14 protein-coding genes and 1 pseudogene are annotated in these 15,628 nt (G+C 41.4%); 9 read left to right on the top strand and 6 right to left on the bottom strand.

All coding sequences use genetic code 11. From position 1 onward, the window contains the following. Positions 1-52: 52 nt before the first annotated feature. Positions 53-487, bottom strand: a complete 435-nt coding sequence (locus H5182_RS00385; protein ID WP_145233276.1) for a MerR family DNA-binding transcriptional regulator — start codon at positions 485-487, stop codon at positions 53-55. Positions 488-815: 328 nt separating this feature from the next. On the opposite strand from H5182_RS00385, the gene H5182_RS00380 reads away from it, so the two are divergent. From H5182_RS00380 to H5182_RS00345, 8 genes are all read left to right on the top strand, one after another. Further along, positions 816-1,997, top strand: a complete 1,182-nt coding sequence (locus H5182_RS00380) for an acetyl-CoA C-acyltransferase (protein WP_182730584.1) — start codon at positions 816-818, stop codon at positions 1,995-1,997. Positions 1,998-2,086: 89 nt separating this feature from the next. Beyond that, positions 2,087-3,577, top strand: coding sequence for a CoA-acylating methylmalonate-semialdehyde dehydrogenase (locus H5182_RS00375; protein ID WP_182759303.1), 1,491 nt, complete (start codon positions 2,087-2,089; stop codon positions 3,575-3,577). A 124-nt stretch (positions 3,578-3,701) separates the two neighbouring features. Then, entirely contained in the window at positions 3,702-4,859 is a 1,158-nt protein-coding gene (locus H5182_RS00370; RefSeq protein ID WP_145233281.1) for an acyl-CoA dehydrogenase family protein, read from the top strand. 10 nt (positions 4,860-4,869) lie between these two features. After that, entirely contained in the window at positions 4,870-5,649 is a 780-nt protein-coding gene (locus tag H5182_RS00365; RefSeq protein WP_182759302.1) for an enoyl-CoA hydratase, read from the top strand. Further along, entirely contained in the window at positions 5,649-6,794 is a 1,146-nt protein-coding gene (locus H5182_RS00360) for an enoyl-CoA hydratase/isomerase family protein (protein ID WP_182759301.1), read from the top strand. The genes H5182_RS00365 and H5182_RS00360 overlap by 1 nt, the downstream gene beginning before the upstream one ends. 4 nt (positions 6,795-6,798) lie before the next feature. After that, positions 6,799-7,689 carry a 3-hydroxyisobutyrate dehydrogenase gene (gene mmsB / locus H5182_RS00355; RefSeq protein ID WP_182759300.1) on the top strand — a complete coding sequence of 297 codons (891 nt, stop codon included), beginning with the start codon at positions 6,799-6,801 and terminating at the stop codon, positions 7,687-7,689. A gap of 3 nt (positions 7,690-7,692) precedes the next feature. Then, a complete protein-coding gene (locus tag H5182_RS00350; protein WP_145233291.1) occupies positions 7,693-8,454 on the top strand; it encodes an SDR family oxidoreductase in 762 nt (253 codons plus the stop codon). Between the two features lie 260 nt (positions 8,455-8,714). Next, positions 8,715-9,566 (top strand): HDOD domain-containing protein, encoded by an 852-nt coding sequence (locus H5182_RS00345; protein ID WP_149982457.1) that lies wholly within the window; start codon positions 8,715-8,717, stop codon positions 9,564-9,566. Positions 9,567-9,942: 376 nt separating this feature from the next. Here H5182_RS00345 and H5182_RS00340 read toward each other — a convergent pair whose 3' ends face one another. Together H5182_RS00340 and H5182_RS00335 are read right to left on the bottom strand one after the other, a co-directional pair. After that, the gene (locus H5182_RS00340) at positions 9,943-10,305 is read right to left on the bottom strand and encodes a hypothetical protein (RefSeq protein ID WP_220494597.1); all 363 of its coding nucleotides are present in this window, start codon (positions 10,303-10,305) and stop codon (positions 9,943-9,945) included. Positions 10,306-10,506: 201 nt separating this feature from the next. Beyond that, positions 10,507-11,082, bottom strand: coding sequence for a hypothetical protein (locus H5182_RS00335; protein WP_182759299.1), 576 nt, complete (start codon positions 11,080-11,082; stop codon positions 10,507-10,509). Positions 11,083-11,554: 472 nt separating this feature from the next. On the opposite strand from H5182_RS00335, the pseudogene H5182_RS22600 reads away from it, so the two are divergent. After that, positions 11,555-11,818 (top strand): annotated as a pseudogene (locus H5182_RS22600) (group II intron reverse transcriptase/maturase); the annotation flags it as partial. A gap of 84 nt (positions 11,819-11,902) precedes the next feature. On the opposite strand, the gene H5182_RS00330 reads toward H5182_RS22600, so the two are convergent. The 3 genes from H5182_RS00330 to asnS form a co-directional block, all read right to left on the bottom strand. Further along, positions 11,903-12,298, bottom strand: a complete 396-nt coding sequence (locus tag H5182_RS00330; RefSeq protein ID WP_182759298.1) for a hypothetical protein — start codon at positions 12,296-12,298, stop codon at positions 11,903-11,905. A 214-nt stretch (positions 12,299-12,512) separates the two neighbouring features. Further along, on the bottom strand, positions 12,513-14,054 hold the full coding sequence (locus H5182_RS00325; protein ID WP_182759297.1) for a methyl-accepting chemotaxis protein: 1,542 nt from the start codon (positions 14,052-14,054) through the stop codon (positions 12,513-12,515). 169 nt (positions 14,055-14,223) lie between these two features. Further along, positions 14,224-15,621, bottom strand: a complete 1,398-nt coding sequence (gene asnS / locus H5182_RS00320; protein WP_182718872.1) for an asparagine--tRNA ligase — start codon at positions 15,619-15,621, stop codon at positions 14,224-14,226. Positions 15,622-15,628: the final 7 nt, after the last annotated feature.

Genomic DNA, 15,628 nt, shown 5'->3' with positions numbered 1-15,628 from the left:
GTGTGAGAGACTGTTAATGAATAGTCATTTAATCGTTATTGTTTAAAACTAGTTATTCATCTAATTGATTTAAGGTGTCGCGACAACGACGCTCTGCGGTTACTAATTCCATCAAGACAACTTTAATGTCATCCATTTGTTGGCTTAGATCAGCTTTTTTATCTGAAATTAAGTCAAGCATAGTCACTAACTGTTTAGCGCTGGATTTATCGGCATCATAAAGTTCAAACAAACGGCCTGTTTCAGCTAAGGTAAAACCTAACCGCTTGCCACGTAAAATAAGTTTTAAACGCACTTTATCGCGTTTTGAATAAATACGGGTTTGGCCATTACGCTCAGGTGAAATTAAGCCCTGATCTTCGTAAAAGCGAATTGAGCGGGTGGTTATATCAAACTCTTTAGCCAGTTCACTGATACTAAAGGTTTGTTCATTGCTTGCCGGTTCGGCGGCTGAACTTGCAAAGTTTGTTTGATTATCTTGATTCATAGTGTTTTTACCTCATTCGAATAACTCCAATATAAGTGAAGTTTACGTAAAGGTAAAGTGGATTGTAGAACTTATACTTTAGACTAATAACCTAAAGCCATAAATAGCAGGTGTAACCTGTATTAATGCAGCTTGCAGGGGCGCTGTTTGTATTAGGCTACAGCAAAATAAAGATATGTTTACACTTTTGTTGGGCGCAAAAACCTTGATTTTAGATTTACGTTGGCGTAAACGTAAATATTATGTATGCTCATAAGCAGATTATAAATACAGTGTTTGGCTAATCTCTGCATATGAATATAGCCAATTATAAAATGGAGCCTTTTTTATGACTACCGAAGCCGTTGTTATTGTAGCAGCAAAACGCACCCCAATGGGTGGTTTTATGGGAGCCCTTAGTGATGCAGCCGCCACTGAGTTAGGTGCAACAGCCATTGCCAGTGCGCTTGCTGACACCGGATTAAGCGATACAGCTATTGATGAAGTGATCATGGGCTGTGTATTACCGGCAGGTTTAGGTCAAGCGCCAGCACGTCAAGCAATGTTAAAAGCAGGTCTTGCGCGCAGTACTGGCGCTACGACCATCAACAAAGTATGTGGTTCAGGTTTAAAGGCCGCCATGCTTGCACATGATTTAATTAAAGCCGGTTCAATTAACAGCGCGGTTGCAGGTGGCATGGAAAGCATGACCAACTCGCCATACTTTATTCCTAAAGCGCGTGGCGGTATGCGTATGGGCCATGGCGAAATTAAAGATCACATGATGAGTGATGGCCTAGAAGACGCATACGATAATAAAGCGATGGGCTGTTTTGCTCAAGATACGGCTGATGAATACGGTATTGGCCGCGAGCAAATGGATGAATTTGCACTTAATTCACTGACCAAAGCCAATGCCGCGATTGCAAATGGCGATTTTGTAAATGAAATTGCGCCGCACACTATTAGCTCTCGCAAGGGCGATGTAACCATCAGCATTGACGAGCAACCAGGTAATGCACGCCCAGAAAAAATTCCCGGTTTGCGTGCTGCGTTTAAAAAAGACGGCACCATCACTGCGGCTAATTCATCGTCAATTTCAGACGGTGGCGCAGCCCTTATTTTAATGAGTGAATCGCACGCCAAAGCACAAGGGCTTACGCCACTGTGTCGTATTGTTGCGCACAGTACCCATTCTCAAAAACCAAGTGAGTTTACTCTTGCTCCTGTTGGCGCAATGAATACTTTGCTTGCAAAAGCAGGCTGGACAACTGACGACGTTGACTTATGGGAAATTAACGAAGCATTCGCCATGGTAACAATGTTGGCGATTAATGAATTAAAACTTGATGCCAGCAAAGTGAATGTTAATGGTGGTGCTTGTGCACTTGGCCACCCAATTGGTGCTAGCGGCGCACGTATTTTAGTGACACTAATCCATGCTCTTAAAAATCGAGGCCTGAAAAAAGGCGTAGCGTCTTTATGTATTGGCGGTGGCGAGGCGGTCGCACTGGCGGTTGAAGCACTATAAATTAGTTAAATTTAAACTCTTACAGCCGTAGGCTCTTTTAACAATAACTACTGCGGCTTAATTTATTACCCTCTGGGGAGGAGTGCGTTATGCACCAAGTACCATTACTGATCAACGGCGAATTTGTTCAATCAACATCAGATCAACTGATTGACGTTATTAATCCAGCAAACCAAGAAGTGTTAGCACAAGTACCGTGTGCTACCGACGCTGAAATGGATGCGGCTATCGCATCAGCCAAAGACACTTTTAAAAGCTGGAAAGATGTGCCAATTACTGAACGTGCGCGCATTATGATGAAGTATGCAGCACTTTTAAAAGAGCACCACGATGAACTAGCCACCATTATTTGCCATGAATTAGGCAAAACCTTTGAAGATGCCAAAGGCGATGTTTGGCGTGGTATTGAAGTGGTTGAGCAAGCAGCTAATGCGCCATCTTTAATGATGGGCGAAACCATGGAAAACGTGGCCCGTAAAATCGATACTTACTCATACATGCAACCACTGGGTGTGTGCGCGGGTATTACGCCGTTTAACTTCCCAGCGATGATCCCACTATGGATGTTCCCACTGGCGATTGTCTGTGGTAACACCTTTATTTTAAAACCCTCTGAGCAAGATCCGCTGACGCCAATGCGACTCGCTGAACTGTTCATTGAAGCCGGCGCACCAGCAGGTGTATTACAAGTTGTTCATGGCACTAAAGTACAAGTTGACCGCTTATTAGAAGATCCCGCAGTACGTGCAATTTCGTTTGTTGGCTCGTGTGGCGTAGGTGAATACATTTACTCTAAAGGCACGGCTAATTTAAAACGTGTACAAGCCTGTGTCGGTGCTAAAAACCACATGGTGATCATGCCTGATGCAAGTCGCTCACATGTAGTTAATAACCTTGTTGGTGCCTCTGTTGGTGCTGCGGGTCAGCGTTGTATGGGTATTTCAGTGGCGGTGTTTGTTGGCCAAGCGAAAGACTGGGTTGAAGACATCAAAGCCGGTTTTGCCAATGTGCGCCCGGGTGTGTGGGATGACAAAGATGCAGCCTATGGTCCGCAAACATCGACCGCAGCCAAAGCGCGTATTTTGTCACTGATTGCACAAGGTAAAGAACAAGGTGCAACGTGTTTAATTGATGGCTCTGATTTTACTGTTGCAGGCTTTGAAAAAGGTAACTGGGTAGGACCTACCTTATTTACTGACGTCACCACTGAGATGGATTTATACAAAGAAGAAATTTTTGGCCCAGTACTGGCGTGTATGTTTGTTGATTCGCTTGATGAAGCAATCGCGCTTATAAATGATTCTCCATTTGGGAATGGCACGTCGTTATTCACCTCAAGTGGTGCGGTTGCGCGTAAGTTCCAACATGAGATTGAAGTCGGCCAAGTGGGTATTAACGTACCAATTCCTGTGCCACTGCCATTCTTTTCGTTTACAGGTTGGAAAGGTTCATTCTATGGCGATACGCATACGTACGGTAAGCAAGGTATTCGTTTTTATACTGAGACCAAAACAATTACTTCACGTTGGTTTGAAGACGAGATTGCCTCTGGTCCAAACATGAGCATTAATCTTAAATAACTAATTTAACTTACTCCACATAATAAAAAAGAGGGGCACGAAGGCTATTTCACACACAATATTGCCTTCGTTGCTCTTCACGAATATCTAATTTGACAACGCAATTATAAACAAGAGGTCTCCAATGGACTTTAATTTAACAGAAGATCAGCAAGCATTTGCTCAAACAGCTCGTCAATTCGCAGAATCAGCACTGGCTCCTTATGCAGCAAAATGGGACCGCGAACATATTTTTCCAAAAGATACCATTAAAGCTGCAGGTGAACTGGGTTTCTGTGGTTTGTATACGCCAGAGGAAGCAGGCGGTTTAGGCCTGTCGCGCTTAGATTCAAGTATTATTTTTGAACAGTTGGCGATGGGTTGTACAGCTACAACCGCAATGTTGACCATTCACAATATGGCGACCTGGATGATTGCAAGTTTTGGTACTGAGCAAACAAAAGCTCAATATTGTGATCAACTTGTTATGGGTGAGCTACTAGCTTCTTATTGTTTAACAGAGCCTGGTTCAGGCTCCGATGCAGCCTCATTGAAAACAAAAGCGGTTCGTGATGGCGATGATTACGTGATCAATGGCTCAAAAATGTTTATCTCAGGCGCAGGCGAGACCGAAGTGTTAGTAGTTATGGCGCGTACTGGCGGTGAAGGTGCGGCGGGTATTTCTGCGTTTGTAGTACCGGCTGATGCCAAAGGCGTTGAATACGGTAAAGCAGAAGAAAAAATGGGCTGGAATGCGCAGCCAACACGACTAATTAGTTTTGAAGATGTACGCATACCTGCTCATAATTTATTAGGTCAAGAAGGTGAAGGCTTTAAGTTTGCAATGCAAGGCCTTGATGGCGGGCGTATTAATATTGCAACTTGTTCAATTGGCACTGCCCAAGCGGCACTTGAAACAGCCCGTGAATACTTAAAAGAACGCACACAATTTGGTAAACCGTTGGCTGCTTTTCAAGCGCTGCAATTTAAAATTGCCGATATGAATACCGAGCTTGTTGCGGCGCGTCAAATGGTGCGTTTAGCGGCTTTTAAACTTGATAATAATGACAGCGAAAAAACCACTTATTGCGCCATGGCAAAGCGTTTTGCCACTGATGTAGGTTTTACTGTGTGTAATGACGCACTACAAATTCATGGTGGTTATGGTTATATCAAAGAATACCCACTGGAGCGCCACGTTCGTGATGTGCGCGTTCATCAAATTCTTGAAGGTACTAACGAGATCATGCGGGTGATTATTGCACGCCGTATTTTAGCTGAATCAGCAGCCGATATTTTATAAGGAGCGCGAAATGTCAAACCCAAGTATTGAATTAACCATTGAAGGTCACGTAGCGATTTTAACCATGTCTAATCCGCCAGCGAATACCTGGACTAAAGACACGTTAATTGCCTTAAAAAATATGGTAAATGAGCTCAATGACAATAAAAATGTTTACTCCTTAGTGATCACCGGTGAAGGTGAAAAATTCTTCAGTGCTGGTGCTGATTTAAATGTATTTGCTGGTGGCGATAAAGGCGTAGCAGCGACTATGTCGCAAGTATTTGGTGACGCATTTGAAGCATTAACTGCATTTAGAGGTGTATCCATTGCCGCGATCAATGGCTATGCCATGGGTGGTGGTCTAGAAGTGGCGTTAGCATGTGATATTCGCATTGCAGAAGAGCAAGCACAAATGGCACTACCAGAAGCCAAAGTAGGTTTACTACCGTGTGCGGGTGGCACGCAAAACCTAGCATGGTTAGTTGGTGAAGGCTGGGCTAAACGTATGATCTTATGTGGTGAGCGTCTAAAAGCAGATAAAGCCCTGCAAATTGGCTTAGTTGAAGAAGTGGTACCACAAGGCGAAAGTCTTGCTGTGGCAATTAAATTAGCTACTCAAGTGGCAGATCAAAGTCCTGTTGCTGTTAGTGCCTGTAAAACCCTGATCCAAAAGGGCCGCACTCAGCCAATGGCGCATGTATTACCGCTTGAACGTGAGTTATTTGTTGGTTTGTTTGATACACAAGATCAACAAGAAGGGGTGAATGCCTTCCTAGAAAAACGCAAAGCAAATTGGGTGAATGGCTAATGATTGAGTTAACGCAATTAAATTCACCAGATGCGCCCGTGGTGTTTGAAACTGCGAGCGCTGCAAACGGCTCACTCATTGGTTTTGCCACGCTCAACTCCCCTAAATCGTTAAATGCACTTAATTTTGAGATGATCAAATTATTAGCGCCGCAACTTAACGCATGGGCGGCTGACAGTAATGTTGCGATGGTGATACTTAAAGGGGCAGGGGATAAAGCATTTTGTGCCGGTGGTGATGTAGTCAGCCTGCATAATGCTATGAACAGCGGTGAACCGGCAAATCTAATAGAAGATTACTTTGCTCACGAATATCGCCTTGACCACCTCATTCATTGTTATGATAAACCGATCCTTGTTTGGGGTAATGGTATTGTGATGGGCGGCGGTTTAGGCTTAATGGCCGGAGCAAGTCATCGTGTGGTAACTGAGAACTCACGTATTGCTATGCCTGAGCTAACAATTGGTTTATACCCAGATGTAGGCGGTAGTTATTTTCTACATAAAATGCCTGAACATGTCGGCTTATTTTTGGGGTTAACTGCAGCGTCTATTAATTGTGACGATGCAATGTATGTGGCATTGGCTGATCACTACCTCAAGGCGGATAAATACGACACTCTGATTGAGCAATTGTGCAGTATTAAGTGGGGTAAAACGGCTTCATTGAATCACGAGAAGCTGACCAGTTTACTTACCGAGCTTGATAATGTTTCTGGGCGAATGCCAAAAGGCAATGTAAAGGCGCATTTAGCCACCATTCAAAAATTGGGTGAATTTACTGATCTACGCGATAAAGTAAATTATATCTTAAATCTAGAAACTGACGATACGTGGCTTACCCGAGCACAAAAGGCATTAAAGCATGGTTGCCCGCTCAGTTGCGCCTTAGTTGAGCGTCAACTTGCCAGTTCAAAAGGTAAAAGTTTAGGCGAATGTTTTCAAATGGAACTGGGTATGTCGGTTCGCTGTGGTGAAGTCGGCGAGTTTCAAGAAGGTATTCGTGCGTTACTGATTGATAAAGACGGCGCCCCTAATTGGCAGTTTAAAACGATTGAACAGATCCCTGATGAATTAGTCGAGAGTTTTTTTGTTCAACGTTGGGATCACGACTCACATCCACTAAAACAACTTACACAAGGATAATGTTATGTCACTTTCTATTGGTTTTATTGGTTTAGGTAACATGGGTGGCCCAATGGCTGCCAACTTAGTTAAAGCGGGTCATCAGGTTAAGGTGTTTGATTTAAACCGAACGGTCGTAAATCTACTTGCTGAAAATGGCGCGATCGCCGCGGATGATGCTAAACATTGTGCAACGGATGTTGATGTATTGATCAGCATGCTACCGGCCAGTAAGCACGTTAAGTCACTTTATTTAGGTGATACCGGACTTGTACATATTTTAGCAAAGTCAACGTTAGTAATTGATTGTTCAACGATTGATGCAGCATCAGCACGCGACGTAGGCGCTGAGCTTAGTGAACATGGTATCGACTTTGTTGACGCGCCGGTATCCGGTGGTGTTGCCGGTGCAACGGCAGGTACACTGACCTTTATCGTCGGTGGTGGCGATGAGCAATTTGCTAAGGCCCAGCCGGTGCTTGCTGATATGGGTAAAAATATCTTTCATGCAGGTGATATTGGCGCAGGACAAGTCGCAAAAATTTGTAATAACATGCTATTGAGTATTCTTATGGCGGGAACCAGTGAAGCAATTCAAATGGGTATAAATAATGGCCTTGAAGCAAAAGTGCTGAGCGACATTATGACCGCCAGCTCTGGTCGTAACTGGACTCTTGAGCTTTACAATCCTTGCCCAGGTGTGATGGACACAGCCCCGGCTAGTAATGATTATAAACCAGGCTTTATGGTTGATTTAATGGCTAAAGACCTAGGTCTTGCGATGGAAGCCGCGCAGCAAAGTAATTCAGTAACCCCGATGGGGTCAATGGCTAAAAACCTTTATACCATGTTGCAACACCAAGGTGCGGGCAGCGAAGACTTTAGCGCCATATTTAAATTATTCTCGAAGGAGTAACAGGTGGAAATTAAAAATAATACCGTGGTGATCACCGGTGGCGCGCAAGGTTTAGGATTTGCAATGGCGCATAAACTTGCGTCGCTTGGTGCTAATATTGCGTTAATTGATATGCAACAAGCGCTGTTAGATGATGCAGTTGCTGAGCTTAGCCAACATGGTGTAACTGTAAAAGCCTATGTTGCCAATGTGACTGATGAAGATGCGGTGGTAAATACATTTAATACCATCAATACAGATTTTGGTCATATTGGTGTATTGATAAATAATGCCGGTATTTTACGCGATGGTATGTTTATCAAAGCCAAAGAAGGCAAAGTGGTTGCTAAAATGGCGCTTGATCAATTTAAGTCAGTGATTGATGTAAACTTAACCGGCGTGTTTTTAGCGGGGCGTGAAGCTGCGTGCCATATGATTGAATCGGGTAAAGGTGGCGTGATAGTTAATATGTCGAGTGTTGCTCGTGCGGGTAATATTGGTCAAACTAACTACGCTGCGTCGAAAGCGGGTGTGGTAGCGATGACTACAGGTTGGGCAAAAGAACTTGGCCGTTTTGGTATTCGTGTAGGTGCCATTGCACCGGGCGTTATTCGTACTAATATGACTGATGCTATGAAACCAGAAGCCAAGCAGCGTATGCTAGCAGTAACACCCGTAGGGCGCTTTGGTGAAGCGGATGAAATTGCGCACACAGCGCAGTATATTATCGAAAACGACTTCTTCACCGGTCGCGTGGTTGAGATTGACGGCGGTATTCGTTTGTAAGTAAACCTTTTTTAAGTGTAATAAAACGGCAAGCCTCGGCTTGCCGTTTTTGTTTTATAGCTTAATTGATTAATAAAGTAGCATTTTAAATGGTGCTGTATGTATATACAGTGCTTTTTTGTTTGTCAGTAATAGCTTAACTATTTGAGCTGTAATTCATCTAGCGCTTCCTATTTTAGTTGTCATAGTTGCGATGAACTTCTACTATTAATTATCTATTTGTTCTTATAATGATAAGCACCTTCAGGGATCAAACATACATGATTGAGATAAACGAACAGATACTGAAAGATATAAATAGAAATTTTATTATTCCTCCTAAACCTGAAATATTAACTGAGTTACAAAATTTAATAGCAACTGGCGATGCGCCTATTGCTGATGCCGCTAAGGTAGTGGTAAAAGATTTAGCAATTTCATCAGCAATACTAAAAATAATAAATTCTCCTGCTTATGGCTTATCTCGTACTGTGGCTGATATAAAACAAGCTGTGATGTTTCTTGGTTGGGACGGAGTCAATGCGCTTGCACAGGGCTTGAAATTAAAAGAAATGTTTGCAACCGATAACAGCTGTATTAGTTTAGAAAGATTTTGGGATACTTCAACCGAGATTGCTAATGTAAACATGATGATAGGTCAGCGTCTTAAAAAACAAATAGCCATAGAGCCCTTGTATACGCTTGGGCTTTTTCATGATTGCGGTGTGCCTCCTATGGCAATAAAATATGATAATTATTTAACCGCTTTGCACTGCGCTAATCAAACAGACAAAGAAACTATTATTGAGATTGAAGAGCGTTTATATAAAACAAACCATGCAGTTGTTGGCTATTATTTTGCTAATAGTTGGCATTTACCAAAAGAGATATGTCAGTTAATCCTCAACCACCACAATGCAGCTATTCTTGCTGAGGTGACAGATACAGATGAACAAATCTGCTTTGCTATTTTGAAAATGTCTGAAAACTTAGTGACTATGGTCAGACGAGGCTCGCCTATACCACAGTGGGGTATTATAGAATCAAAAGTCTTAGATGTACTGCATTTGAATGATGATGAGTATTGTGACTTACAAGAGGACGTTATTGATTTTTTAAACAGTTGCTCATAAATAATTAATTAAGGTTCTTAGCTTTCGCCTCAGCTATCGTTTAGTGCCAATGTTAGTCCAGTTTTTAGCACTATATTTCTACTTGCTTGGGCACCTTACTGAGCAGCCTAATAACCTTGAGCCGCTGTTACCCTGGAACATTGAGTAAACTAGGTGTTGTTAGCCATATGCTTACCGTTGAAGCTCGAAAACAAAAGGAATTAACATTGCGCTAGGCAATCACTTAGATTCACAAGGTTTAGTATCATTGAGAAATATTTGAATACATATTCATTACGGGAGATGACCCGCCAATTGCACTTTCTGTTAATAAAAAGTGCATCATGGGTGGTGTGGGGACTGGAGGTTAGAGACCTACGACTACCCGATTATATAATTACTTTTCATCTTTGTCATTGATTATTGCTGCGAGAGCAGGGCGAACAACAGCAAGAATTAGAACTATGATTACCAGTGCACCCATAATCAATTTGACTAGTTTAAAGAACCAAGGTTTTTGCCATATTTTTCCAGTTTCTTCTTCTAGTTTCTTTTGTTTGATGAATTCATCATAAGCTTTATTCAAATCAGAGTGCTTAGTAACTTCGGGATATTCAATAACAATACCAATTTTAACCAACGATACACGAGCTAATTCTGATTGTTCTTGGTTGACGTAAAGCATATGGTTTTTAACATCTGCATAGTAGTGAATACGCTCTTGCTCCAATACATCTGCGATTTTAACTGAGTCAACCAAACGCATATCCTGAATTAATGGCCTATAAATTGGACTATCTTCATTTGCCCATTTAACAGCCAAAATTGCAAGGAGTATTGATATACACAAAACCACCAGTAGCTTGTGTTCTTTTGTGATTAGTTTATTAATTTCATCTCTCCGTGATATCGAAACTACAACCGAGCTTACGAGTAGTTATAACGAGGCTGTAGAATAACTTTATACACCGCTTTCACAATGCTTCGCAATGAAAGCCTCAATCATTGCATCAAATGACTTAAATACTGGGTTGTGCGGGTGAGTTCGCCCCCTGAACACATTTTTATCGCTGTTGTATACAGATAAAGACTCTTGGTATTTTTTGCAACCATTAACATAATCATTATCTGTACCGTATGCATTACCCATAGAAAACAAAGCCTTTGACACACCCCAGTAATCTCCGTCTTCTTCAAATGCTTTAGCAGCTAACTCAAAATGTTTAATTGATTTTGAAGCTGTTGGATCGTATTCATTGTGTTTTATGTAAAAGTCTTTGTGTTCGCGGTAACTGCTATTCTTATAAAACAAACCTAGAAAGGTATGAGCCTCAGCAACACCATAAATATTTTTTGATTTTTCAAGTTCAGCAAGTGCCTCTAATCCAAGTTTTTCAGCTGCTAATCCTCGTCCCTGAGTTCCCATTAGTTGATATGCGTAATTTAGCTTCGTCATAGGGTCACTTGTATATGGAACTCCTGCCGCAGCGCAGCCTAGTAAAAATAAAGTGATTAGTGAAATAATGGTTAGCTTCATGCCAAACTTTCCTTAGGTGTATAACGAGCCTAAAGAATAACTCGTTTTTAATTTATTTTTATTGATGCATTAACCATAGCCGAGTTCCTATTTTGATTCAATTAGTTACTTTGATGATACGTAAAATATAAAAAAGGATTTGCTGTTGCTTTAATTGGCGTTTTGGAGGTATGACAGGTGTTTAGTGGCTTATTTGGAGAGGTAGCAGCTTACCTTTATTAATGCATCGTGTTTTGAAGCTTTTCTATAGTATGAACTAAGCAATACAGTTGCCGCAGAATGAAGTGAAGGCATTCACTTTCGTTTGACCACGTAAGGTCAATTTGTTCATGCCTTGTTAACTGTAATATTGCGCTTTTTACTTAAAGGTATGCGGGCTCAATACATCCTAATCTTTTGTCATTCCTTCAAGAAAAAGCTGTCGTCGCGCCATTGGGCTGTCTATTTTGACCTTTATTTTAATTAGCTAACGGTGGATTTAGATCACTGGAACCGCCGTAGGATAAGAATGTGTTACTGGCGGCAATGGCGCTCTTTTAAGGTATAACACGCACTAAAGTACGCAGTTTAATGAAATTGGGTGTTAGCAAACAGTGTGATATCACCAGTACCAAAAGTAGGCCCTTGTCGAAGCTCAAAAACAAAAGGAATTAACATTGCGCTAGGCAATCACTTAGATTCACAAGGTTTAGTGTCATTGAGAGATATTTGCATCAATATTCATCACGGGAGATGACACACCCATCATGCACTTCCTGTTAATAAAAAGTGCATGATGGGTGGTGTGGGGGCTGGAGGTTAGAGACCTCCGGCTACCCGATTAGGTTTCGTTTACGCTTTTCATTGCTTTAAATAATAACACCGACATCAAAATAGCAAAGAAATTAATCGTGATGGAAGATTCCCCTATTGCCCAAGAGAGATGGAATGTAAAACCCAATAATAAGGAGAATGCCCAACCACCAATATCAAAGCCTACTATTTGTATTACATAGAGCCAAAAAGCCAGTTTAATAAATGACACCTTACCTTGTCGAATTTTGTATGCGACAAACAAGTTTATGAAAATGAGAAGAGGCGTAAGCAACACTAATAATAAAGTAACTCCTTCTGCGTCGGGAAGTAGTGCTAACAAACTTGAGCTAACTAAAACACTCAGTATGCTGGCTACGATCAGTGCATAAAATGCTATTCTGGTATATCCATTTTGAATCAATTTTACCAACCTTGGATTAGAAACCTAACAGCTTATTGAACATCATTTTGGTGGTTTATAACACCCCAAAACGGTATCTATTACATACCTTGATAATTCCACCAATAATTACTTTTGTAAACAAGTAATTAAAATAGTGAAATTCAAAGCTTGTTATTTTGCCCTAAAACGGCAGTTAATAATTGGCTGATGGCTGACGGCTTACTGCTTCTTTTTAACTACTTTTAAAACCAATTCTAAAACCGCCCCAGTGTTTGCCATTTACATAAATGGGTACTGATAGGTCATGTAAAATTTCACCGGTATCACGTTTATAGGTTTGCAATAAAAAGCTCTCAGTGTGGCTGCCACAGCGGCTGCCGGTGGCATCGTTGAAAATACGTTTAGTGCGGTTATTCACTAAATCTTGTTGGTAATTGCCAGTTATTGGCTGGCTGTAGCGCTTATTGTGGGTAGGGAAGTAACCTTTTTTGTCTACGGCACCAGCAAAAAGAATTTTGTCATTTTCAAGAATAGGCTCTTGAATTGGCGGTAAAATTTTATCGGTTAAAGTATCGTATGGTGTTGTATATTTTGTGGGGTTAGTATTTTTAATTGCTTGATATTCTTGTGAGAACAACTGCTTTTCAGTTAATTGCTTCGTTTCTAGCAACTCAGTAAATTTTACCGCGATTGCATTGCTTGCCGTTGTTGCTGCATTGAGTATAGGCTTGAAAAAGGCATTGTGTTCAACTTTACTGAGCTCTCTAAAGATGGTTTCAGATCCTATCGATAACATAGCTGCTTGTGATGAAATTGAGTTACCTTTGGTTGCTATTTCAGCTAGCAAATGGCTTATACTTGATACAGAGGTATTTATTTGTGTGGTTGCTTGTTGAAAAGCAGATACTGCTTGCTGCATGTTTTCTAAGGTTGATGATGAGTCTGTAATATCATGATTTATTGTTAAAAATGCTTGGGTAACATTTTCGAGTTCGGTTTTCACTTCATCACTTTGTAAAGAAACCTGTTTCATATCATCATTTGTTTGCACGCTATTAGTATTTATCTCAGTTAGCATCTGTGCAATTTGTTTAGTGGCTTGATTGGTTTTATTGGCAAGATTACGTACTTCATCTGCAACTACAGCAAAGCCTCTGCCTTGTTCACCCGCTCGTGCAGCTTCTATGGCGGCATTTAATGCCAGTAAATTAGTTTGCTCAGCAATGGTTTGAATAACTTGGGTAATGCTTTGAATATCAGTTGCACTTTTTAATAATAAATCTAACTTACTTGCGACGTTAGTAATTGAGTTAGACAACGAATCAATTTGTTGTGTGGCTATTTGCAAGCGTTGCTCTGCTGATGTTGATGCCTGAGATGTTTGCAACATTGCTGCATTTACGATGGTGATACTATTAGTGAGTTCACTACTGTTATGGGATAACGCCTGTGTTGCAGCGCTAACCGATTCGCTTTCACTGTAACAACCATCAATTTCTTTAGTTAGGCTATCTACATAGAATCCGACTTCTGCTGCACCAATTGCATTTTGAGAGGTTGCCACTGTGATGTTTTGAGCAACATTGCTGAGTTGGGGCTGTTTATTAATGTCTGACGCAGGGTTTGGTTTTTTGTCAGTTAACTTGGCTGTAAAAGCGAATAGAGCAGTAAAAATTGCAATGATTAGCGCCGCGACTATCGATAGTTGCTCGAAGTAATATAGAAAACCAATACTGACAGCGAAGAGTGTATAGCATAGCGATTTTAAATTCATTCCATTGACCTTTGTTGAGTTGTAATTTTCAGTCTTAAATATAAAGCACAGAAAATCAATTAATAAAAGGTCTAATAGGGAAGTCGACTGATTGACTTAGCAAACAAAAAAGCCAACCCTAAGGTTGGCTTTTGCAGTAATCTATTGCAGTAATGAGCATCAACTCATTTTAGTAAGTTGCACTGCCTTTTGTACGTGGGAAGGCAATAACGTCACGTACATTGCCCATACCAGTTACATAGGCAACTAAACGTTCGAAACCTAAGCCAAAACCAGAGTGTGGTACTGAACCGTATTTACGTAGGTCGCGATACCAGCTGTAGTCTTCTTTGTTTAAGCCCATTTCTTCTAAACGTGCATCAAGTACATCAAGACGTTCTTCACGCTGTGAACCACCAATGATCTCGCCAATACCTGGTGCTACAACGTCCATTGCAGCAACGGTTTTGCCGTCTTCATTTTGGCGCATGTAGAATGCTTTAATGTCACGTGGGTAGTTTTTAATAACCACTGGTGCTTTAAAGTGCTCTTCTGCTAAGTAACGCTCGTGCTCAGATTGTAAGTCAACACCCCATTCAACGGCGTATTCAAATTTCTTACCACAGCTTTTAAGAATTTCTACTGCATCAGTGTAATCAACTTGTGCAAAATCTTTCTCAACAAATTCTTCTAGGCGCGTGATAGCTGTTTTCTCAACACGTTGAGCAAAAAACTCCATATCATCACGACGTTCTTCAAGAACCGCTTTGAACACATACTTAAGCATGTTTTCAGCAAGTTTGGCGATATCTTCTAAATCAGCAAACGCAACTTCTGGCTCGACCATCCAAAACTCTGCCAAGTGGCGAGAAGTATTTGAATTCTCTGCACGGAAAGTCGGGCCAAAAGTATAAATTTTTGACATCGCTGAGGCGTAAGTCTCACCATTTAACTGACCTGATACAGTAAGGAATGCTTCTTTACCGAAGAAGTCTTCGCTGTAATCAACATCGCCCTTATCTGTACGTGGCAAGTTTTGCATATCAAGCGTTGATACGCGGAACATTTCGCCTGCACCTTCACAGTCACTTGCGGTGATGATAGGGGTGCTGATCCAGTAATAACCCTGCTCATGGTAGAAACGGTGAATAGCTTGCGCTAAACAGTTACGTACACGTGTTACCGCACCAATCATATTGGTACGTGGGCGAAGGTGAGCGTGCTCACGTAAATACTCAATGCTGTGGCGTTTTGCCGACATTGGGTATGAGTCTGGGTTTTCTACCCAACCAAGTACCTGTACGCTATTTGCTTGAATTTCGAAAGATTGACCTTGGCCTGCTGATTGTACTAAAACACCAGTAACTGACACAGAGCAACCGGCTGTTAGGCTAGTAACTTCATCATAATTATTTAGTGAATTAGGTACTACCGCTTGAATAGGATCAAAACACGAACCGTCATGAACGGCTAAAAATGAAATTCCTGCTTTTGAATCGCGGCGTGTACGGATCCAGCCTTTAATTGTTACTTGGCTGTCTACCGCAACCTTGCCTTTTAATAGCTCTGAAATCGCTAAGTGGCTCATCTTCACT

The organism is Pseudoalteromonas sp. SG44-17, assembly GCF_014164235.1.
Taxonomy (GTDB): Bacteria; Pseudomonadota; Gammaproteobacteria; order Enterobacterales; family Alteromonadaceae; genus Pseudoalteromonas; species Pseudoalteromonas rhizosphaerae.
This window is presented reverse-complemented; position numbering and strand designations above follow the sequence as displayed.